At 69.1% G+C, this 20,843-nt stretch carries 20 protein-coding genes and 5 pseudogenes; 16 read left to right on the top strand and 9 right to left on the bottom strand.

The window, feature by feature from the left end:
- Positions 1–24: 24 nt before the first annotated feature.
- Complete coding sequence (locus tag OG787_RS00855; protein WP_369033422.1) at positions 25–1,044, bottom strand: LacI family DNA-binding transcriptional regulator; 1,020 nt, start codon at positions 1,042–1,044, stop codon at positions 25–27.
- A 181-nt stretch (positions 1,045–1,225) separates the two neighbouring features.
- Here OG787_RS00855 and OG787_RS00850 point away from each other — a divergent pair, with 181 nt between their 5' ends.
- On the top strand, positions 1,226–2,566 hold the full coding sequence (locus OG787_RS00850) for a mucin-1 (RefSeq protein WP_405533966.1): 1,341 nt from the start codon (positions 1,226–1,228) through the stop codon (positions 2,564–2,566).
- Positions 2,567–2,699: 133 nt separating this feature from the next.
- Positions 2,700–3,146: a nitroreductase family deazaflavin-dependent oxidoreductase gene (locus OG787_RS00845; RefSeq protein ID WP_369033424.1), complete on the top strand. Its 447-nt coding sequence runs from the start codon at positions 2,700–2,702 to the stop codon at positions 3,144–3,146.
- Positions 3,147–3,176: 30 nt separating this feature from the next.
- On the opposite strand, the gene OG787_RS00840 is transcribed toward OG787_RS00845, so the two are convergent.
- The gene (locus OG787_RS00840) at positions 3,177–4,088 is read right to left on the bottom strand and encodes a LysR family transcriptional regulator (RefSeq protein WP_405533965.1); all 912 of its coding nucleotides are present in this window, start codon (positions 4,086–4,088) and stop codon (positions 3,177–3,179) included.
- Between the two features lie 193 nt (positions 4,089–4,281).
- Here OG787_RS00840 and OG787_RS00835 point away from each other — a divergent pair, with 193 nt between their 5' ends.
- The 4 genes and pseudogenes from OG787_RS00835 to OG787_RS00820 all read left to right on the top strand — a co-directional run bounded on the left by OG787_RS00835 (position 4,282) and on the right by OG787_RS00820 (position 6,695).
- A complete protein-coding gene (locus OG787_RS00835) occupies positions 4,282–4,662 on the top strand; it encodes an NAD(P)-binding domain-containing protein (RefSeq protein WP_405533964.1) in 381 nt (126 codons plus the stop codon).
- Positions 4,663–4,714: 52 nt separating this feature from the next.
- Positions 4,715–5,650: an SDR family oxidoreductase gene (locus OG787_RS00830; protein WP_369033427.1), complete on the top strand. Its 936-nt coding sequence runs from the start codon at positions 4,715–4,717 to the stop codon at positions 5,648–5,650.
- Positions 5,651–5,721: 71 nt separating this feature from the next.
- Positions 5,722–5,856: pseudogene (locus OG787_RS00825) on the top strand (NAD(P)-binding domain-containing protein); the annotation flags it as partial.
- Between the two features lie 284 nt (positions 5,857–6,140).
- Complete coding sequence (locus OG787_RS00820) at positions 6,141–6,695, top strand: hypothetical protein (protein WP_369033428.1); 555 nt, start codon at positions 6,141–6,143, stop codon at positions 6,693–6,695.
- Between the two features lie 115 nt (positions 6,696–6,810).
- Here OG787_RS00820 and OG787_RS00815 read toward each other — a convergent pair whose 3' ends face one another.
- A complete protein-coding gene (locus tag OG787_RS00815; protein WP_405533963.1) occupies positions 6,811–7,506 on the bottom strand; it encodes an alpha/beta fold hydrolase in 696 nt (231 codons plus the stop codon).
- 682 nt (positions 7,507–8,188) lie between these two features.
- Between OG787_RS00815 and OG787_RS00810 the strand changes: the two are divergent.
- Positions 8,189–8,437, top strand: a pseudogene (locus OG787_RS00810) (hypothetical protein); the annotation flags it as partial.
- A gap of 276 nt (positions 8,438–8,713) precedes the next feature.
- Here OG787_RS00810 and OG787_RS00805 read toward each other — a convergent pair.
- Positions 8,714–9,133, bottom strand: coding sequence for a MarR family winged helix-turn-helix transcriptional regulator (locus OG787_RS00805; protein WP_369033431.1), 420 nt, complete (start codon positions 9,131–9,133; stop codon positions 8,714–8,716).
- A gap of 100 nt (positions 9,134–9,233) precedes the next feature.
- Here OG787_RS00805 and OG787_RS00800 point away from each other — a divergent pair, with 100 nt between their 5' ends.
- Entirely contained in the window at positions 9,234–10,055 is an 822-nt protein-coding gene (locus tag OG787_RS00800) for an SDR family oxidoreductase (protein WP_405533962.1), read from the top strand.
- A gap of 133 nt (positions 10,056–10,188) precedes the next feature.
- Here the strand turns inward: OG787_RS00800 and OG787_RS00795 are convergent, their stop codons facing one another.
- Both OG787_RS00795 and OG787_RS00790 read right to left on the bottom strand, forming a co-directional pair.
- Positions 10,189–10,671 carry a hypothetical protein gene (locus OG787_RS00795; RefSeq protein WP_405533961.1) on the bottom strand — a complete coding sequence of 161 codons (483 nt, stop codon included), beginning with the start codon at positions 10,669–10,671 and terminating at the stop codon, positions 10,189–10,191.
- Positions 10,672–10,699: 28 nt separating this feature from the next.
- Positions 10,700–11,498 (bottom strand): IS5 family transposase gene (locus OG787_RS00790; RefSeq protein WP_405540375.1). Its coding sequence is split into 2 segments (ribosomal slippage): positions 10,700–11,153 and positions 11,152–11,498, totalling 801 coding nucleotides; the frame shifts between segments, so codons are not numbered across the junction.
- A gap of 193 nt (positions 11,499–11,691) precedes the next feature.
- On the opposite strand from OG787_RS00790, the gene OG787_RS00785 reads away from it, so the two are divergent.
- Positions 11,692–12,981, top strand: a complete 1,290-nt coding sequence (locus OG787_RS00785; RefSeq protein ID WP_369033880.1) for an MFS transporter — start codon at positions 11,692–11,694, stop codon at positions 12,979–12,981.
- On the opposite strand, the pseudogene OG787_RS00780 reads toward OG787_RS00785, so the two are convergent.
- Positions 12,982–13,131: pseudogene (locus OG787_RS00780) on the bottom strand (AAA family ATPase); the annotation flags it as partial. It lies immediately after the preceding gene.
- A gap of 350 nt (positions 13,132–13,481) precedes the next feature.
- Between OG787_RS00780 and OG787_RS00775 the strand changes: the two are divergent.
- Positions 13,482–13,916, top strand: coding sequence for a hypothetical protein (locus tag OG787_RS00775; protein ID WP_369033881.1), 435 nt, complete (start codon positions 13,482–13,484; stop codon positions 13,914–13,916).
- 46 nt (positions 13,917–13,962) lie between these two features.
- Here the strand turns inward: OG787_RS00775 and OG787_RS00770 are convergent.
- A pseudogene (locus tag OG787_RS00770) lies at positions 13,963–14,283 on the bottom strand (ATP-binding protein); the annotation flags it as partial.
- A gap of 653 nt (positions 14,284–14,936) precedes the next feature.
- Between OG787_RS00770 and OG787_RS00765 the strand changes: the two are divergent.
- Positions 14,937–15,563 (top strand): class I SAM-dependent methyltransferase, encoded by a 627-nt coding sequence (locus OG787_RS00765; protein WP_369033882.1) that lies wholly within the window; start codon positions 14,937–14,939, stop codon positions 15,561–15,563.
- A gap of 285 nt (positions 15,564–15,848) precedes the next feature.
- Here the strand turns inward: OG787_RS00765 and OG787_RS00760 are convergent, their stop codons facing one another.
- Positions 15,849–16,184, bottom strand: coding sequence for a winged helix-turn-helix transcriptional regulator (locus tag OG787_RS00760; protein ID WP_405533960.1), 336 nt, complete (start codon positions 16,182–16,184; stop codon positions 15,849–15,851).
- Positions 16,185–16,446: 262 nt separating this feature from the next.
- On the opposite strand from OG787_RS00760, the gene OG787_RS00755 reads away from it, so the two are divergent.
- From OG787_RS00755 to OG787_RS00735, 5 genes and pseudogenes are all read left to right on the top strand, one after another.
- Entirely contained in the window at positions 16,447–16,665 is a 219-nt protein-coding gene (locus OG787_RS00755; protein ID WP_369033961.1) for a nuclear transport factor 2 family protein, read from the top strand.
- Between the two features lie 109 nt (positions 16,666–16,774).
- Positions 16,775–17,449: an ABC transporter permease gene (locus OG787_RS00750; RefSeq protein WP_369033884.1), complete on the top strand. Its 675-nt coding sequence runs from the start codon at positions 16,775–16,777 to the stop codon at positions 17,447–17,449.
- On the top strand, positions 17,449–19,200 hold the full coding sequence (locus OG787_RS00745) for a dipeptide/oligopeptide/nickel ABC transporter permease/ATP-binding protein (protein WP_369033885.1): 1,752 nt from the start codon (positions 17,449–17,451) through the stop codon (positions 19,198–19,200). Before OG787_RS00750 ends, OG787_RS00745 begins: the two co-directional genes overlap by 1 nt.
- Positions 19,197–20,081: an ATP-binding cassette domain-containing protein gene (locus tag OG787_RS00740; RefSeq protein ID WP_369033886.1), complete on the top strand. Its 885-nt coding sequence runs from the start codon at positions 19,197–19,199 to the stop codon at positions 20,079–20,081. Before OG787_RS00745 ends, OG787_RS00740 begins: the two co-directional genes overlap by 4 nt.
- Positions 20,082–20,315: 234 nt before the next feature.
- Positions 20,316–20,669, top strand: a pseudogene (locus OG787_RS00735) (LysR substrate-binding domain-containing protein); the annotation flags it as partial.
- Positions 20,670–20,843 lie beyond the last annotated feature (174 nt).

Here is a 20,843-nt window from a genome sequence, read left to right as displayed (position 1 = left end):
GACGGCCGTGGCGGGGATGAGGGGTTACTGCGGTCCGCGCGGGCGCGGCGGGGCGGTCGTCTCGCGCAGGACGAGTCGGATGGGCATCTGCACATGCCCGGGCGTCTCGCTGCCCGGCTCGTCGAGCTGCCGCAGCAGCAGCCGGGCGGCCTCGGCGCCCTGCCCGGCGACCGGCTGGGCGACGGTGGTCAGCCCGATCACGTCGGCGAGTTCGTGGTCGTCGAAGCCGACGACGGACACGTCGTCCGGCACCCGGAGCCGATGCCTCCTGAGCGCCCGCAGCGCGCCCATCGCCATCTCGTCGGACTGGGCGAACACGGCCGTCGGCGGCCGGGAGGCGGCCAGCAGTTCGGTCATGGCCCGCTCGCCGCCCTCGACGGTGTAGTCGCCGTCCGCCTCCAGGGCCGGATCGTGCTCGATCCCGGCGTCGGCCAGCACATCCAGATACGCCTGACGGCGCGCGACGGGCGTGGTCCAGTGCTGCGGCCCGCTCGACCCGCTGATCATGCCGATCCGGCGGTGGCCGAGGTTCACCAGATGCCGTACGGCGCTCTCCGTACCGGCCCGGTCGTCGATACCGACCACGGTGAAGCCGGGCCGGGCGCCGCCGACCGTACTGGCCAGCGGCACCCCGAGCGAGCGCAGCGCGGCGGACTCCTCCTCGTCGGGGATGAGCAGCGACAGCACGGCGTCGACCCGCTTGCGGACAGGCATCTTGGTGAAGAAACGCTTGCGTGTCTCCGGCGAACCCAGGTTGTACAGCAGTACGTCGTACCCGGCGGCGCTGAACTCGTGCTCGGCGGCGTCCAGCACGGTGCCGAAGAACCAGCGGCCCACGTACGGGACCACGACGCCGATCGTGAAGGTGCGCCCGCTCGCCAGACTGGACGCCGAGCGGGACGCCGTATAGCCGAGCTGTGCGGCTACGGCCGTGATCTGGGCGCGCACCTCGTCGGAGACGCCCGGCTGTCCGCGCAGGGCGCGGGACACGGTGGACGCCGAGACTCCGGCGGCGCGGGCGACATCGGTGATGCTGACGGTCACAGCGCTTTTCTCCCGTCGGGTTTCACATCGGTGTGATCTGGGGGTGACGAGACCGTAAACCCGACCTCCTTGTTGCGCAAGCGTTTGCGTTCAGTTTTACTTGGGCCGATTCTCAAGCGAGACCTTCCAGGTCAATGGTCAGCGCATACGTTTGGGCGCTGCGAGCCGACAGGAACTGTGCATGCGATACGCCCCGCCCGGCCTCTGCGTGAACGACTTCGCCCTGCTCCGCGACGACGACGGCACCTACGCGGTGCTGCACCTCCAGGGCCCGTGGACGGCCGAGTTCGACCACCTGCGGATGGAGACCTCGTACGGCAGGGCCACCTCCACCGACCTGGTCGCCTGGCGGCCCGAGGGCACCGCCTTCGGCAACGGCCTCCCCGGCCGCTTCGACCAGCAGGCGGTGTGGACCATGCACCCCGTCCCGTACGGCGACGGAATGGCGATGTTCTACACGGGCGTGAGCGGACTGACGGAAGGCGGCTGGCCGCTCCAGTCGGTCGGCCTCGCGTACTCCGACCGCACGGACGGCACCGGCTGGCGCCGCCACGGCACCGGACCCGTCGTCGAGGCGGACGCCCGCTGGTATCGCACCGGCGAACGCATGGGCTGGCGCGACCCGTTCGTCGTACGCGACGACGAGGGCGACGGCTGGGTGATGGTCGTCTGCGCGGCCGACACCACCCTGCCGGTGGAGGTCGGCGGCTGCGTGGCGTGGGCGACTTCGGACGACCTGGAGCACTGGACGGTCCATCCGCCGCTCATCTCACCCGGTGACGTGGACGAGTTGGAGTGCCCGGTCCTCGAACGCCTCGACGACGGCAGCTGGTTGCTGATCGGTTCGATCGGCGCGACGCGTGGCTTCGAGGCATGGACCGCGCCGCGTCTGAGGGGACCGTGGACCCGCCGTGGCCCGCTGGGCCCGACCGGCTCGTACGCCCCTCGCGTCATCGCCGCTCCCGACGGCTCTCGAGTCGTCCTCCACACCACACCCCGCCGCGTCGACCTCACCGACTCCGGTGAACGCTGCCGCGGCATGCTGGCCCAGCCCAAGTCCCTTGTCGTACCGGCCGATTCAGCACCCCGCCTGGAGTGGTGGCCGGGACTGGACGTCTGGCTGGGCGAGGAGACGAAGGAGCCGACGCTGCACGCGGTCGGCGACCTCGACGTCTCCGGCCGCGTCGAGATCACCCTGCGAACAGCGGCCGACGGCCCCGCCCTGCGGGTCGGCTGCGACGGCAAGAACCTCTGGATCACCGGCCCCGCCGACGCACCCCTGGGCGAGACGACCCTGACCGAACCCGCAAGAACCCTGCGGATCCTCACCATCGGCGAGTACGTCGAGGTCTACGCAGACGGCGTCTTCGTCCTGACCACCCTGTGCTACTCGGGCCATCCCGCCCCCTGGACGGCGGTGACGGACGGACACACCCGCACGATCCCCGTCCGCCCGGTGCGGCTGCCCGACCCGGACCGGGATGATGCCTCGGCCGTTTGGCCGGGTCCGGCGACCAACTGATTCGCTGCGCGCTGTCGTGCAGGGGCGGATTGCGCAGGCCGGCGCCCACGCCGCTGCTGGTCGGGAGTACTTCCCGTTTACCTGACCACCCGTCGGGCACCACACTTCACGACACGACGATGGAGTGAATGCGATGCCTCTTGAGGGCGAGTACGAGCCGAGCCCGGCGCAGTGGATCCGTGAACAGGTCGACTTGTACGAGAGTTCGGGCGGCACGCAGGGCACGACGCTCTGGGACACGGGCCTGCCCGTCGTCATTCTCACGACGCGCGGCGCGAAGAGCGGCAAGATCCGCAAGATCCCGCTGATGCGCGTGGAGCACGAGGGGCGGTACGCGGCCGTGGCCTCGAAGGGCGGCTTCCCACATCACCCGGTCTGGTACTTCAACGTCACGTCCGACCCGCACGTGGAGCTCCAGGACGGGCCCGTACGCCAGGACATGACCGCCCGTGAGATCACCGGGGACGAGAAGACCGAATGGTGGAAGCGCGCGGTCGCCGCGTATCCGCCGTACGCCGAATACCAGGAGAAGACCGACCGCGTGATCCCCGTCTTCGTCCTGGAGCCCACGCGCGGGTAGGACCCGACGCTTCCTCAGCTGTCGGGCTGCTCAACCGTTCTTCGAAACGGCATCGCGTGCGAGCTGCCACATTTCATGATTCCCGCATTCTGCCGTGATCTCGGCCGTCGCCTGCGCTGCGGTGAGGAAGTCGTCGACCAGTGGCGAGGTGCGCGTTGCCGCCACCGCGAGGCACACCTGGTCGGGTGCCAGATCCGAGACGGGTACGTAGATGACGTCCGGATGTGAGGAGAACACGGTCGCCGAACGGGCCAGGAACGAGATGCCCCGGCCTGCCGCGACATGCTCGAGCGTCTCGTCCACCCCGCGCACCAGGTAGCCGGCGTTGGGGTGCGGGCGCCTGGTGGGCTGTGTGCTCGGGTCGGGATGCCAGAGCAGCGGTTCGCCGGCCAGGTCGGCCTCGGTGAGTTCCTCCTTGCCGGCCAGCCGGTGGCCGGAGGGCAGCACCGCCACCCGCGGCTCGGTGTACAGCGGGGTGACGCGGAGGCCGGCCTCGTCGATGGGCAGCCGCACATAGGCGACGTCGATGCGGCCGTCGAGCAGCATCGGGGCCTGGTCGTCCCCTTCGATCCGCTGCACGTCCACGACCACGTCCGGGTGCCGGGCCTCGAACTCCCGCGCCGCCGGGATGACCGGGATGCCGGCCCGGAAACCGACCGTCAGCCGCCGGCTGCCGCGGGCGGCCACGGACACCCGGCGGCGGACCGCGTGCGCGGAGGCGAGCAGCGGACCGGCGTCGTCGAGCAGTTGCCGGCCCGCGTCGGTCAGCGCCACGCCGTGGCGATCCCTGGTGAACAGCGAGGCGCCGAGATCCTGCTCGAGCGCGCGGATCTGCCGGCTGAGCACCGGCTGCGCGATATGCAGCTCATCGGCGGCGCGGCCGAAGTGCAACCGGTCGGCCACGGCGACGAAGTAACGCAGTTTGCGCAGGTCCAGATCCATGACGCCTCCCGGCCCGGTGATACCTCCAGGGTATCACCACGACTGAAAGAGGTCTTGGACACTGCACTCAGGCCAATGACATTCTTAATAGGTGCCTAATGGGGCCGGAGTGAATTCGGTATAAGGGTTTGACATTGGGACTTGATGGCTGGACCCCAAAATCAGAATTCAGCTTGAGAAAGCAGGCTCGCGAATGAGCAGTATCAGCATTATCGGCCCGGGGAACATGGCCGGCGCCCTGGCCGGGGACATCGTTGTCCTCGCCGTGCCGTACGCCGACGCGGCGGCGGTGGTCAGCGAGTACGGGGACGCGCTGCGCGGCAAGGTCATCATCGACATCACCAACCCCGTCGCCCCCGATTTCCAGGGCTTTGTCACACCCGAGGGCAGTTCCGGCGCGCAGGCAAAGACACGTGTGTCGGCGTTCATCGAGAGCCTGGGACTGCGCCCGATGGACAACGGGCGGCTGGAAATGGCGCGAGCACTGGAAAACGTCGCCCTGATGCAGTTGGGCCTCGTCGCCCACTCCGTCAAGCACACCAACTTCTTCCTCGGCGTCAGCATTCTCGGCTGAGCGCACCCGCACCACCACTTCCCGCGCCACATCATTTACAAGGAGCAGTAGCGTGCGCGTTTTCGTCACTGGCGGGACCGGCCATTCCGGTTCGTACATCATTCCCGAGCTCATCGCCGCCGGGCACGAGGTCACCGGCCTGGCCCGGTCGGACACGGCCGCGGCGGCGGTGTCCGCGCTCGGCGCGAAGGTGCGTCGCGGCGACCTCGAGGATCTCGACGGACTCAAGGAAGCGGCCGCGGACTCCGACGGCGTCATCCACGTCGCGCACAGGCAGGACCTGCTTCCCTCCGGCGGGCTCGACGCCGTGGCCGCCGCAGAGCTCCCGATCATGCTCGCGTACGGCGAGGCACTCGCGGGAACCGGAAAGCCGCTGGTCGCGGCAGGGAGCATCGGCTCGCCAGGGAACCTGGGCCGACCGGCCACAGAGGAGGACCCGGCCCTCCCCGGCGGCGATGAGTACAAGGGCACCCTGCGGGTTCGCAACGTCGTGGAAACCGCCGTCATCGGCCTGGCCGAGCAGGGAGTGCGGTCTTCGGTCGTGCGGATCGCCAACATCGCGCACAGCACGACCGATCGCGCCGGCTTCCTCGTACAGCTGATCGCGCTCGCGAAGGAGAAGGGTTTCGTCGGCTACCCCGGAGACGGCGCGAACCTGTGGAACGCCGTGCACGTCCGCGATGCCGCCTCCCTGTTCCGCTTGGCGCTGGAGAAGGGGCCGGGCGGCAAATACTGGCACGCGGTCGGGGACGGGGCCATCCCGCTCCGCGATATCGCCGAGGCCATCGGCAGCCGTCTGGGCCTGCCCGCCGTCAGTGTTCCCGCAGACGTACTGATGGTGCCGGGATACTTCGGGTTCCTCGCGAACATCGTCACGCAGAACTACCCGGCGTCCAACCTCATCACCCGCCGGACCCTTGGCTGGGAACCCGCTCAGCCCGGCCTGCTCGCCGATCTGGACAACGGCCACTACTTCCCCGCCAGCTGACCGCAAGAACCCGAATCGCAACGAGTCCGGCAATGACAAGGGTTCGGCTCTTCTGGAGGAACGCCAAAGATATGACGACCGTGGGATTCATCGGAAGCGGATACATCGGCAGTACCATCGCGCGGCTCGCCATCGAGGCCGGGCACCAGGTCGTGCTCAGCAACTCGCGCGGTCCCGAAACACTCGCGGACACGGTCGCGGCACTCGCCACCGCAACGCGGTAACCGCAAGGTGGCGCGGCGGGCCGCGATAGGCGCCGGGCGGGGTCATGACGCAGAACTCGAACCGACGAGATCGTCCCGCCCGGCACCAACCTCAACCCGCCCTGCACCGACTACAGTCCGCCCGCTCTCGCTGACGCCGGGCAGCGCCGCAAGGCAGCCTGTCTCACTGAATCCGGACCACTGCGGTCCGTACCACCGACGCCGAGACGATCGCTGGAGCTACGCTTCCATGGCGCCGCCGATGGTGGGGAAGACCGGGGGAGATCGTGAACCGACCGCTGCTGCTACTCGATGTGGACGGGCCGCTCAACCCCTATGCGGCGAAGCCGGAGAGGCGACCCGAGGGCTACACCACGATCAGAGTGCCCTGGGACAGCGGGACTCCGGACGAACACAGAGGACTCTCGGCCCGGCGGCGACCCCTGCGGGTCTGGCTCAACCCAGAGCACGGGCAACACCTGCTCCAACTCGGCTACGAACTGTGCTGGGCCACCACATGGATGGACAAAGCCAACCAGTGGATCGCCCCGGTGCTCGGCCTCCCCGAACTCCCCTTCGTCGACTTCGGCGACGCCTTGCTCCAGGAACGCCCCGACGGGGTCCACTGGAAGACCGGCCCCTTGGTGGACTACGCCAACGGCCGGCCCTTCGCCTGGCTGGACGACGAACACAGCGATCCGGACCAGGCATACGTGACCGCCCACCACCGTGGGCCTGGGCTCCTGCACCACGTCAACCCGCGCATCGGACTGCGCGAGGACGACTTCCGTACGCTCGCAGACTTCGCCCGATCCCTGGATCCGTCACGAGCCACCGGCTGAGCACATCGGTGATCGATCCCGCTATCCCTACCCATTCACGCCGTCAGCGACTGTCGGTCCGGCTGTCGCCCGGCCGCGGAGACTTTCCCACCCCCGCTGGCTGACGCTGACTCGATCAGCCGTGGATCGCGTTGAGGACGGCGGCAAGCTTTTCGGGCGCACTGACCATGGCCATGTGGCCCGTGTCGAGATCGATGACGTCCGGCTGAAGCAGCGCGATGGATCGTTGCTGGAGTTCCTCGACGTAGCACTGGTCCCGGGTGAGGTGCACGTACGTTCGGGGGATCGGGCGTCGGTAGCCGCTCAGGTCCACGGTTTCGCTGAGCAGGGCGGCCGAGTCGTCGGTCAGCCGGTCCAGGGTGGACGCGGTGGTCGCCTCGTCCATGTCGTTGCACAGCATGGCGGCGGCGCCCTCGCGGGTCTGGTGGTAGACGCCGCCGGCGATGGACTGCTCCACCAGACCCCGCACCCCGGGGTCGATCTGGTCGAGTACCCGGGATCTGTCCGCCGGCACCACGGCCGACACGAGGACGACGCGGCGGATCCGGTCAGGTATGAGGTCCAGGACACGCGGGATCGTGACGCCCGCGAAGGAGTGACCGACCAGCACCACGTCGCGCAGATCCTTCGCTTCGACGTCTTCGCGGACCGCGTCGGCGCAGTCCGCGAGAGTGACCGTGCCCAGGTCGGCTCCGGCCCTGCTCCCGCGCCCCGGAAGGTCGACCGCCAACGCTTCCGCACTTAGATGGGGGATCAGCTCGTCCCAACAGTTCGCGCCGAAGCTTGCCCCATGGATGAGAACGAACGCCATGATTGACCTCCTCGTCAACGATGCCAACCGAACCTTAATTGAATTCAGTTCTGCTGTGGAGGCTTGCGGCAGACCAAGGGAGTATGTGCGACAGCGGCCGGGTGCACAGCCGCTGCGTACACCGTCTCGCCGACAGCGGCGACCGGTGGCCGGACGGTGCGCATCGGGTTGAGCGTGCGCCGCTTGTCCTGCGAGAACCCCGCTCGCGGGGGAGGCGGCACTTGTCGAGCGGGTGCCGGGGCTGACCGCGCGCTTCCAGCGGCACACTCCGCTGTTGCGGAAGGTGGTCGAGACGGTCGGCGTCCTGCTCGCGGGGCGGTGCTCGGCTTCTGGAACTGCTGAGCGCGCCGCTCTCGCGGACCAGTGTGCTGTTCCAGCTGATGAGAGTGCCTTTTGCCGGCTCCTACGGCACGCGGCTTGCCCGTGTGCTCACCGCCGCCGGCCCGACTGTCCTCGATGTCAACCAGCCCGACCGGCGGATGTGCCGCCAGCACGCCAAGTCCGACCCGATCGACGCCTGCGCCGCCAAGCAGTCGGCCACCTCCGGGCGGGCAACCAAATTGCCCCCAAGACCCCGACGGAGCCGCCGAACGCCTCCGCGTCCTGCACAGCGCGCCTCGGCGGTCAAGGCCCGAACGCAGGCGGTCAATCAGATCAGCAGCACCATGATCACGAGCCCCCGATGCGCTGCGCGCCCAGCTCCGCGGCATGGCGACCGCAGACCTCATCGCCACCTGTGCTCGCCAGCGACCCGACGCCGGCCTCACCAACCGCACCACGGCCACCGAGTTCACCCCGCGCTACCGGCGACATCCACGAATACGACGCCGAGCCGAACGTTCTCGCCGCCCAAGCCGCCCCGGACCTGCTGGCCGTCAACGGGGTCGGTCCCGAAACCGCGGCCCGGCTCCTCGCAGCAGTCGGCGACAACCCCGAACGACCGCGCTCCGATGCAGCCTTGGCCCATCTGCGCGGCGTCACCCCCCACATCACGTCGCTTGACAGGCAAGAGGAGCATCTCCTGCGCCGATGGGGTTGGGACGTCGAACATCTCCCTCAACGGCACGGGAGCCTTGTGCGGTGTGGCCACAGTGCCTGTCACGCGATCGGTGGCCACCCTGCAAGGCCTCAGGGTCCGCGCCCGCGATTCGTTCGAGCCGACCACGCGCTGTCCGTCGAGCAACGGGAGGCGGTCTGCCGACTGTCGTCATGCCTCCAGGACCAGCTGCAGCAGCTCGCGCAAGGTCTCGCGCTGCTGCGTGGTGAGCCGGGCCAGGGGTTCGGCGGCGAAAGGCATGCGGGCGCGCAGGTCGGCGGCGACAGTGCGGCCGGCGGGGGTGGCCGCGACGCGCTTGACGCGCCGGTCGCCCGGGTCGGGGCTGCGCTCGACCATGCCCCGGGACTCCAGCCGGTCGATGATCGCGGTCACGTTGGACGGCTCCGCGTGCAGCCGCTCGGCGATGCGGCGCGTCGGGACCGGGCCTTCTGCGGCGAGGAGCGCCTTGGCTTGGAGCGGGGTCAGGTCGTGGGTCGCCGCGGCGGCCTCGGACTCCTGGGTGTAGCGGAGGTTGACGGCCGCGAACAGCCCGACGATCTCCCTGGTGAGCTCATCCGACGGGTTGGACATGACGCCCAGCGTACCCAGGTGCTTGACAAGATGAAATATCCCGCCACATAGTTATGGCACATATTAGTTATGTAACATAAGTAAGTTGGGGTCACCGCAGATGCGTACCAAGACCGTCCTGATCACCGGCACCTCCTCCGGCATCGGCCTGGCCACCGCTGTCGCCGCCGCGCGCAGCGGCTGGCAAGTGATCGCCACCATGCGCGACACCGCCAAGGCGGGCCCGCTGATGGCGGCAGCGCAGGAAGCCGGAGCCACCGTTGACGTCCGCTCCCTGGACGTGACGGACCCGGCCTCCGTCGAGGCGTGCCTGGCCGGCGTCGACCGACTGGACGCGCTGGTCAACAACGCCGGCGCGGGTCACGTCGGCACCCTGGAACAGGAGAGCATCGACGACGTACGCGCCGTCATGGAGACCAACTTCTTCGGCGTGCTCCACGTCACGAAGGCCGCGCTGCCCCTGCTGCGGGCGGGCAAGGGCCGCGTGCTGACCGTGACCAGCGTCGGCGGAGTGATCGGCCAGCCCTTCAACGAGGCGTACTGCGCCGCCAAGTTCGCGGTCGAGGGCTTCATGGAGTCCCTCGCGCCGGTCGCGGCCACGGCGGGCGTGGCTGTCAGTGTGGTCGAGCCGGGCGCGGTGGCCAGCGAGTTCGTCAGCAACGTGGGTCTCGCAGACACAGCGCTGGAGCAGGCCGGGCCGTACGCGCCGGCCCTGTCCGCCTACCTGGACCGCACCCGCGGCGCTTTCGCCGGCGCGCAGACGCCGCAGGACGTGGCAGCGCAGATCGTCGATCTGCTCGCGGCCGAGCGGCCCGCCTTCCGAGTGCTCACCTCCGACGCCGCCCGCGCCTTCGCCGGAACGAAGCTCAAGGATCTCGACGGCTCGGCCGTGCAGACGCTGACCAATACGTGGGTCGGCTGAGCACGCCGTGCCGGCACCCGGCCCGCGCCCCGAAGCCGCCCCGGTGACCGTGTACCGCACGTTGAGACGAGGGTTGGGTGTCAAGGGGCTCAGCCGGGTCGGTCGGCCGACCCGGCATGGTGGTGCTCGACGGTTATCCGGCGGACCCTGCCAGCCCCTGAACTGCGTCGATCACGCTGTCCACCACCTCGGTCACCGGCTTGGACGCATCGATGATCGTCGCGCCACGCCTTTCGTAGATCGCTCGCATTTGAGGATTCCACTTCAGGGCAGCTGCGAGTTCTTCGGGATGTTGACCGAATGCGTTCGTGGTGCGGGTCGCGAGCCGGTGGCGGAGGGTGTCCTCGTCGATCACCAGGCACACGACGAGGTCGAAAACATCGCGGACGTCTGCCTCGTTCTCCACCGACCCGCACAAGAACGCGATTCGGGAACGAGACTCCTCGACGAGGGTCTCAACGCGCTCGCGGGCGATCGCCCACCCGTATCGGTCGAGCCAGCCCTCGGGAACCGGATCCGGGGGATCCATCACGACCTCGCCCGTGGCCCGGTCGATCCAGCGACTGAAGCCGTCCTCGTCGGCGTCGAGCGCGACGTGGCCACGCCCTCGCAACACCCCGCAGACCGTGGACTTAGACGTCATCTCATTTGGCGAGTCTGCGGTAGCAGATGAGGGTGCAGGCGATGCTGGTGAAGGCCAGGAAGTGATCGGCTTTGCGCTCGTAGCGTCGGTGCAGTCTGCGGCATTCGGCGAGCCAGGACATCGTGCGTTCTATGGTCCAGCGGTGGCGGCCAAGGCGGGTCGAGGACTCGATGCCTCTGCGGGCTATGCGGTGCCGGATGCCGCGTCCGCGTAACCATCGCCGCAGGTGGTCGTAGTCGTATCCCTTGTCGGCGTGGAGTTTGGCCGGCCTGCGCCGTCGGCGTCCGTGCCGGGAGCGGATCGGCGGTATCCCTTTCACCAGCGGGATCAGCGCCTGGCTGTCGTGCAGGTTCGCCCCGGAGATCCCGACGGACAGGGGCAGACCGGTCCGCTCGGTGATCAGGTGGATCTTCGAGCCGTACTTGCCTCGATCCACAGGATTCGGGCCTGTCAGCTCCCCTTTTCAGGGCCCGCATGTTGACGGAGTCGATCGCACAGCGGGACCAGTCCAGCTCGCCGCGGGAGCCGAGTTCGTCGAGGACCAGGCGGTGGAGCTTGGCCCACACCCGGGCCTTCGACCACTCGGCAAAGCGCCGGTGAGCCGTCGCTCCCGACGGACCGAACGACGCGGACGGCAGCTGCTGCCACGTGCAGCCCGACGTGGCCACGAACACGATTGCCGCCAGTACCTCCCGGTCACCATGCCGACGCCGACCGCCGCCCTGAGGCCGCGACGGCGCCTCCGGCACCACTCGCTGGAACAGCTCCCACAACTCATCCGGCACCAGCCGCTCAACGATCGAAACCACGACGGACAGGCTACCGAACCAAATGAGATGACGTCTAAGGGGGCCGGTCCCCGGCTCGGCTGCCCGCCGCCCGCGACCAGACCGGTATCCGACTGGCCGGAAGACCCCGTCCGCATCTTCCACCGTCGTTGGGTGACCTGTTCCGTCATCGTCTGCCGGTGATCTTCGCTGGTACGGTCCGATCATGCCGCGCCTGGTGGAAGTCCCTGGGTACGTACGTTTCTTGACCGCCTCGGCTGTGTCTGCGTTCGGTTCTCAGGTCACGGGACTGGCGTTGCAGATCCTTACCGCCGTGACGCTGAGCGCATCCGCCACGGAGGTCGGCATCGTCAATGCCGCTCGCTGGGTTCCGTATCTGCTCTTCGGGCTCATAGCCGGGGTCGTGGTGGACCGCTGGCGGCGCAAGCCGATGATGGTCGCCACGGACCTCGGAAGGGCAGTCCTGCTCGGGGCGATACCAGTGCTGTATGCGTTGGATCTGCTCAGCATCCCCGCGCTGTGCATGTTCGTCTTCGTGTTCGGGGTGCTGTCTTTGCTGTTCGAGGCGGCCAACCAGTCGTATGTGCCACAGCTGGTACCAAAAGAGCTGCTCAACGCGGGATACGCTCGTGTGCAACAGGCCGACGCGGTGGCCGGCTCGACCGGCCCTCTGATCGCCGGGACACTGGTCAAAATCATGGGAGCGCCGCTTGCCGTGCTGGTGGACGCCCTCACCTATCTGATGTCCGGCCTGCTCCTCGCCTCGGTGAAGGCACCCGACCCCGTCCCCGATCGAGACGCACGGCGCAGCCTGGGCAGTGAGCTGCGCGAGGGCGTGGCCTGGGTCTACCGGCATCGCACGCTGTCGTCCATCGCCCTGACCTCGCACGCGATGCTCCTCTTCAACAGCATGGTGACCACGGTCTTCGTGGTCTTCGCCCTGCACAGCCTCAAGATCGGGGAATTCGGTCTGGGGGTGACCTACGCCTGCGCGAGTGTCGGCGTGATACTCGGCGGTGCGCTCTCCGGGCGCGTGGCCAGAAGACTGGACGTCGGCGCCACCCTGATCGCCTTCCGCCTGCTCGCCGCCGCCGGCTGGCTGCCTTTGGTCCTGGCCGACAGCGGACCGTGGGCGCTTGCCTTCGTGTCGCTCGGCTTCTTCCTCGTGTCTCTGGCCATCGGCGTCGAAAGCCCGGTGGAGATGAGCTACCGCCAGGCGGTGACGCCCGATCGGCTGCGCGGGCGGATGAACGCGACGATCCGCTCGATGAACTGGGGAATGGTAGCGGTGGGTGCACCACTGGGCGGAGTACTCGCCGACCAGGTCAGCTATCGCTTCGCCCTGTGGATCGGACTGTCCGGAGCAGTCGTCCAGGCACTCGTGCTGGCGTTTTCTCCCACCCGGAGGGCCCGTACTGCCGATGAACTCGATCCCTCGACAGCTGACCCGACACGGCACGGCACAGAAGCCGCTGCCGCGGAGAGCAAGGACTGATCAGCTCGCGGTGTCTTTTCGGGCCTGGGCGGCCCTGGTGCCGGCGAGGCGGTAGAAGTGGCTGCCGGTCTCGATGATGTTCCCTCCGAAGGTCAGGCGGTCGACGATGGCCGCGCAGAGCCGCGGATCGGTGAAGGTCTTCGTCCACCCATCTGGGGCTGGCACACGTTCCTCATGCCCAAACCACCCGGCTCGGCGACCGCCCGCATCCGGTCCCCCTGGATCCCGCGTCCTGGGCAGTCCTGGAACGCTGTTTGGACCAAAGCGAAGCCCAGCGGACCGACAATCCCCACGTGATGGTCACCCGTCAGACGAAGTCCGGCCGGGGCCAGCGTCCACCGCCCATATGAGTCACGTTCTCGACGCCTGCGGCTTCCCGCCCCGCATGATCCGACGCACTCGACTACTTGACCTGGTCAACAGCATGGATCCCAAACTCGTCGCTGCCGCCTTCGGCATGGACCCCGAAGCCACCATGATTTACCTCTCGGACCACGTCGATGCAGGACGCCTGCCCGACCAGCAAGAACGGAGACAATGAGATGCGGCACCTCACCCCGGCATTCGCCCTCGGGGCACTGCACCGAGGGAAGCAGATCGAGCAGTTCCTCGGTGGAATTGAGCGCGACGGTCGGCGGGGCCTTCGCTGGATCGCTGTCAGTCCGGGCCGCGCGGGCGTCACCGTCTATCTGAGCGAAGTCGAGGACATCGGCACCGACACCTTCCGCGACATCACCGAGTTCCCGCCTCTCGACCCGGAGGACGAAGGCTCGGGAAAGGAAGTTGGCACAGTGGCGAGCCCCGAGGAAGCCCTCCGCCTGGCCGAACGCGAGTTCGGTGCGGACCCCGCTCACTGGGTCAACCAGGGCATCGTCTGCGACGAGTATCACGACTTCCAGGCCGCAGACGGGATCGGACGCTCAGCGAACCCGTGATGTTTTGGCGCTGCCTGACACAGGTTCGCCGGAACATGTGCGCTTTGCCGAACGACTCGTTCGAGGCGATGGCGACGCTGTTCTTCTCCTCCCGCTCGGTCAGAACCTGGAACAGCAACTCCGCGCCGTGGCGGTCCAGTTCCATGTATCCGAGTTCGTCGATCGCGAGGAGGTCCACGCGGCCGTAGCGGGCGATGGTCTTGGTCGGTACCTTCTCGTCCGCGGCCTCGACCAGTTCGTTGACCAGTTTGGTGGCGAGTGTGCAGCGCACCCGGTAGCCGGCCATGGCGGCTTCGGTGCCAAGAGCGATGAGCAGGTGGGACTTGCCGGTGCCCAAGCCGCCGATCAGGCAGAGCGGCAGGCCCTGTCAACCCGCAGCATCTGGTCGATCAACGGCTTGTACGCATCCAGCCGGGTCCCCGGGGCCGCGGTCTCTTCCAGGGCTCCGGCCAGACCGACTCCAACGCCGCTTTGACCGTGCGGAATCCGACACCGTGCTCGCGCATCAAAGCCCAGGAGGACATCCCCGCACGGGGATCACGGCGGATCGCCGCGTACAGATCGACCTTGGACTTCGGTGGCGCCATCGCACCCTCATCCCACAGAGCACCCCAGGTTCCCACCGCAAGCCCCCGGGTGTTGCCAGAACTCAGGAACACCGCCCTCCGGGAAACCGGGCGTTCCCCGCTCTGAGCAACAAGCGGTGTCAGCTCCCACGTACAAAACCCAGCGCCTGGAGCGCAGCGTCACCCGGCTCGCGTCGACGAAGACAAGGGCCCTGAACCCGTCCCACTCCAGGGAGCACGCGGACACCCGGGTCCTCACACCATCGATTGCGCCACGACCGGGCAGGTAGGTGGCCACGTACGGGTGCTCAGATGGCGCCCGGCCGGGCTGCTGTTCGAGCCTTGCCCTGTGTACCTTCATGGCAGGTTGCGGGGTCTGCACCGACGACCTCCGACACGCGATGGCACCGTCCTCGCCCCTGCTGGGCGGGGCTGACCGGAAGGCACGCTGAACATGACCGGACAACGCGACCGTTGGGCGGAACTGACCGGCGGACAAGCCGGAGAGGAATACGCCCGGCGTTTCGCGCGGCTCGCCGAGTCGGGTCACGACATCCATGGCGAGGCCGCCTTCTGCACCGCGCTGCTGAAGCCCGCCGCCCGGGTACTCGACGCCGGCTGCGGCACCGGCCGGATCGCGATCAGGCTCGCCGAGTTGGGCCACCACTGCACCGGCGTGGACATCGACCCCTCGATGCTCGCCGTCGCCCGCCGTGGTGCCCCCACGCAAGAGTGGCTCCTCGGTGACCTGGCCCGTCTGGACACACTCGGCCTGAATCCGGGCTTCGACCTTGTCCTCGCCGCCGGAAACGTCATCCCGCTGCTGGCCCCCGGCACGGAGGCAGCTGTCGTCCGGCAACTGGCCGCCGCGCTGAGCCCCGGCGGGCTGCTGGTCACAGGCATGGGCCTGGACGCGGCACACCTGCCGCTACCGGAACCGCCAGTGACCCTTACGGAGTTCGACGACTGGTGCACGGAAGCCGGACTGGCCCTTCGGCAGCGCTACGCCACCTGGAGCGGCGATCCCTACCACCAAGACTGCGGCTATGCCGTCAGCGTGCACTCCCGCCTCACCGCATGAGTCCGCGCCTTGTCCGCGACTGCCCTCCTAGGGCGTGTATCGAAAGTGGATCTTGGCTGTGCGGTGATCTTGGTTCGTGGCGCGTGGAGATCTGACGGACGAGCAATGGGCCGTGCTGGAGGTGCTGTTGCCGAAGGGCAAGAGGTGCGGTCGGTCGCCGATACCGCCTCAAGAAGCACCGGGCCGTGGCCACGAGGTACGACAAGCTCGCGATTCGCTACGAGGTGACCGTCCCCGGCGGCGGCCATCAACGAGCGGTTGCGACCAGCGCCGCAACGGCGGGTGCTACCACGACACGGGCTCGGGGGATGCCTCCCGGGCGGCGAACCGTTCTCGGGCGGCGAGGATCTGCTCAGTGTTCAGGTAGGACCACTCGGCGAGAGCATTGGTCAACCTTGCGATGTCGCAGCCGAGTTCGGTCAGCGCGTACTCCAGGCGGGGTGGCACCGTGGGATAGACGGTACGGGCCACGAGTCCGTCCCGTTCCAGGGCCCGCAGGGTCTGGGTGAGCATCTTCTGCGTGATGCCGTCCAGCAGGCGGCGCAGTTCGTTGAACCGCATGGGCCCTTCGTTCCGCTGAAGGGCGCCGAGGACGTACAGAACCCACTTGTTGGCGAGCACCTCGATGACCGTGCGAGCGGGGCAATCCCGCATCTGCGCGGCGAACCACTGGGCATCCGTGAGTCCGCCGCCCGGCGCAACAGGGTCTGATGGCCGGTACCCGGACCGCTTACTGGTATCCATATGGAACCTGGATTTCAAAAAGGTGCCTACTTCACAAGGGGTACTTAAGCGGGTGAGGATCGGGCCGTGGCCACAAACCGCCGGGCGCTCTGCCCGGCGGTCCCATCAGCCCTGAGAACACGAGGAAACACACTGGTCGCTGTACCGCACCTGCTTCACCGACGACATCCAGGCCGACTTCCCCACGGGCACATGGAAGAATCTGGAGGATCTCGCCTCCTTCATGGAGGAATGGCACGCCGGCCTGGGCCTGACCGTGCACCATGTCAGCAACATCGTCATCACGGTGAACGGCGACACGGCCACCTCCCGGTGCTACGGCAACGCGAACATCCAGACCACCCCCGACGCTGCGTGAGCAGCTCGGACTGGACCGGCCGCTGTGGGCGCAGTACGGGACCTGGCTGTGGGACGCCCTGCGCGGCAACCTCGGGGACTCGCTGATCGCCCCGCAGCCGGTGGTCTCCGTGCTCAACGCGGACCTCGCCGTAACCCTCCCGCTCGCCCTCGGCGCCGTACTGGTGAGCGTGACCGTCGGCGTCGCGGGCGGCACCCTCGCCGCCCTGCGCGGCGGTGTGGTGGCCCGGCTGATCGACCTCGGTGCCATGATCGGGCTCGCCCTGCCGTCCTTCTGGGTGGCGCTGATGCTCAGCCAGTACTTCGGTGTGCAGCTGCGCTGGCTGCCCGCCACCGGGTTCACCGCGCTGTCCGTCTCCCCGGCCGACTGGCTGCGCAGCCTGCTGCTGCCCGTGATCGCCGTCGGGATCGGAGGTGTGGCGACGGTGGCCAAGCAGACCCGGGACAGCGTGGACGACGTCCTGCGCCAGCAGTACGTCCAGGCACTCAGGATCGAGGGGATCCCGCTGCGCCGCGTGCTGCCCGGACATGTGCTGCGCAACGCCGCGATCCCGGTACTCGCCACCGGCGGCACCCAGTTCGTCGCCGCGCTGGGCGGAACGGTCATCGTCGAGAACGTGTTCGCGCTGCCCGGACTCGGCAGCGCCGTCGTCCAGGCCGCCATGGAGCACGACCTTCCCGTCATCGTCGGCGCGGCCGTCTACTTCTGCGTCATCGTCGTCCTCGCCAACCTGCTGGTGGATGTGCTGTTCGCCCTGGTCAACCCCAAAGTACGGATCGGCTAATGAGCACCCCGCAGCTGCCTGACGCCCTGCGCCGGCTCGCGCACAAACCCGCGGCCCTCGCCTCCCTGGTCTATCTCGTCCTGCTGGTCCTCGCCGCGCTGCTGGCCCCGTGGCTTCCCCTGCAGTCGCCCACCACCGGCGAGCTCACCGCGGCCCGCCAGGGTCCGAGCGCGGCTCACTGGCTCGGCACCGACCAGATCGGCCGGGACACCCTCAGCAGACTGATCCACGGCGCCCGCCCCTCGCTGCTGTACGCCTCCGAGGCGGTCCTGGTCGCCCTCGTCCTCGGGGTGCTGCTCGGCATCCTGGCCGGCTTCCTCGGAGGACGCGTCGACCGCGTGCTGGGGGCCGTCACCGACGTGGTCATGGCGATGCCCGGCATGGTGATCCTCCTCGTGGTCCTCGCCATCTTCGGCAACCATGTCGACCTGGCCATGCTGACCATGGGCCTGATGCTGTGCGCACCCTTCACCCGTGTCGTACGCGCCGCCACCCTGTCCATACGACAGGAGGCGTTCATCGACGCCGCACGCGTGGCCGGACTCACCACCGGCCAGATCATGCTGCGCCACGTCCTGCCGCGCATCCGAGGTGTGGTCCTGGTCCAGGGCGCTCTCCTCAGCGGCATGGCGCTGCTCATGACCACCGGCGTGGCCTACCTCGGCTTCGGCACCCAACCACCCCACCCCTCCTGGGGGTTGATGATCGGTGACGGCGCGCAGATCATGGGCGCCGCCCCCGCCCTCATCACGGCCTCCGGCGGTGCGATCGGACTCACCGTCATCGCCTGCGGTCTGCTCGGAGACGGCCTGCGGGACGTGTTCACCGAACAGTGGAGCGGCGTCCGGGTGCCGTACGGCCCACCGCCACGGAAACGCCCCGCGGCACCGGCCGGCCCCGCGCCGAAACCCGCGACGGACGCCCCGGTGCTGTCCGTCCAGGACCTCTCGGTCGCCTACACCACCCCCAGCGGCCGGCAGACCGTCCTCCACCAGGCCAACCTGTACGTCCAGGACGGGGAGACCCTGGGCGTCGTCGGCGAGTCGGGCAGCGGCAAGACGGCCCTCGCCCGGGCCGTCCTCGGCATCCTTCAGGGCGGGCGGACCACCGGCGGACGGGTACTGCTCGACGGCGAGGACATCACGGGTGTCGCGGGCTTCTCCCCGGCCCGGCGTCGGGCCTTGCGCATCGGCCACATCTTCCAGGAACCGCACGCCTCCCTCGACCCCGCCTGGCGGGTCGGCGACCTGATCGCCGAGGCGCTCCGGCATCACCACGGGCACGACCGGGCCACCGCCCGGCGGGAAGCGGTCGACCTGCTCGCCCAGGTCCGCCTCCATGACCCGGAAGCCGTCGCCCGCCGCTACCCGCACCAGCTTTCCGGAGGCATGGCCCAACGCGTCGCCATCGCCCGCGCCCTGGCCTGCCGCCCCCGCCTCCTCGTCGCGGACGAGCCCACCACCGCACTGGACGTCACCGTCCAGACCGACATCCTCGACCTGCTGCGCGGCATCCAGGCCCGGACCGGGATGGCGATCCTGCTGATCACCCACGACTGGGGCGTCGTCGCCGACCTCTGCGACCGCGCCGCGGTCGTCCGCCACGGCCGGATCGTCGAACAGGGGCCGGTCACCCGGCTCTACGCCGACCCCCGGCACGAGTACACCCGAGCCCTGCTCGCCGCCAACCCGGCGCGCCTGCACGCCGAGCGCGGCACACCGGACCCGCACCACGAGGGAGTCCAGCCATGACCCACCCGAACCGCACCAGCGGCATCCCGGCCGTGATCGGTGCCTCGACCGGCACCGCCCTGCTGACGGTCGAGGATCTCGTCGTCCGTTACCCCGCCGACCGCCGCGCCCAGGGCGCCGCCGCTGTCGACGGAGTCGGCCTGCACCTGGGGCGAGGCGAGACCCTGGGCCTGGTGGGGGAGTCCGGCTCCGGCAAGTCCGCCCTGGCCAGGGCGGTGGTCGGCCTGGTCGCTCCGACCGGCGGGCGGATCGTGTTCGACGGGCAGGACATCACCCACGCCGACCGGCGTACCCGTTGTGCGCTGTCCACCCGGATCCAGTACGTCTTCCAGGACCCGTACAGCTCCCTCAACCCGACCCGCACGGTGGGCGACACCCTCGCCGAGCCCTTGTTCGCCGCGGGCCGCCGGGACCGGGCGAAGCAGAAGCGGAGGATCCGCGAGATCCTGGAACTGGTGCAGCTGTCCGGTGACGCCGCCGAACGCTACCCGGGCGCGTTCTCCGGCGGCCAGCGTCAGCGCATCGCGATCGCCCGCGCCCTGGTGGTCTCACCCGACCTGATCATCTGCGACGAGCCGACCAGCGCACTCGACGTCTCCATCCAGGCCAAGATCCTGGCGCTGCTGAAAGACCTTCAGGCCCGCTTCCGCATCAGCTACCTCTTCATCGCCCACAACCTGGACGTGGTCCGCTACATGGCCGACCGCACCGCGGTCATGCACCGCAGCAGGATCGTCGAGCACGGTACGGCCGAGCAGATCGCCACGGCTCCCCAGCACCCGTACACCCGTGCCTTGATCGATGCCGCCCCGCTGCCCGACCCGGTCGCCCAAGCCGCCCGCCGCGCGGCCCGCGAGGCGGTAGGGCCCATTGGTGGCTGACCGATTGCCGGTAGGGGCTTGGGTGTACGGCTCGCCGACCGCTCCACCCACCACCTGCACCTTACGGACGCCGGAGAGTCCATCCGTATCCGTGCGGTCGCGGCGGTCGCCGCCGAGGCCGCCTTCGATCCCGGGCGGCCGGGGCCCTGGCCGCTGCGGCCGGGGCACGCCTGGTCCGCGCTCGGCCACCACACGGGAACCGTCCTGCGCCGCTGGCAGGAAGCCCATCCGCAGATGCCGCTGGAACTGCTGCGCATCGACGACCGTATCGCAGGCCTGGCCCAAGGGCGCGTCGACGCCGTGCTGCTACGAGGTCCGTTCGGCATCCCCGGGGTGTGCAGCACGGTGCTCTTCCACGAATCCCGGCTCGCCGCCGTGCCCGCACACAGCGACCTCGCGGAGCGCGGCGAACTGCCCCTGGCCGACCTGGCCGACCGCACCCTGGTCCTGAACTCGGTGTCCGGGAGCACCTCGCCCCGCCTGTGGCCCGACGCGCTCCGGCCGACCGCCACGATGGAGGTGGGCAACACGGACGACTGGCCGGCCGCGATCGCCGTCGGCCGAGGTGTCGGCGTCGGCACCACAGCGACCGTCGACGTCCATCCCTACCCGGGCGTCGCCTATCGGCCCTCGCCGACGCCCCCGCACTGCCGGTGGCCCTGGCCTGGGCCGATCCCCCCAGCCACCCCGCGGTCCCGGAACTCGCCGCCTTCATCCGCCACGTCACCACCCCCGGTTCCTCGGGCTGAAGGGCTGTGGCAC

Source organism: Streptomyces sp. NBC_00075 (assembly GCF_045041225.1).
Taxonomy (GTDB): domain Bacteria; phylum Actinomycetota; class Actinomycetes; order Streptomycetales; family Streptomycetaceae; genus Streptomyces; species Streptomyces adonidis.
The sequence above is the reverse complement of the archived record's forward strand: the minus strand, read 5'-3'. Positions and strand labels throughout refer to the sequence as shown.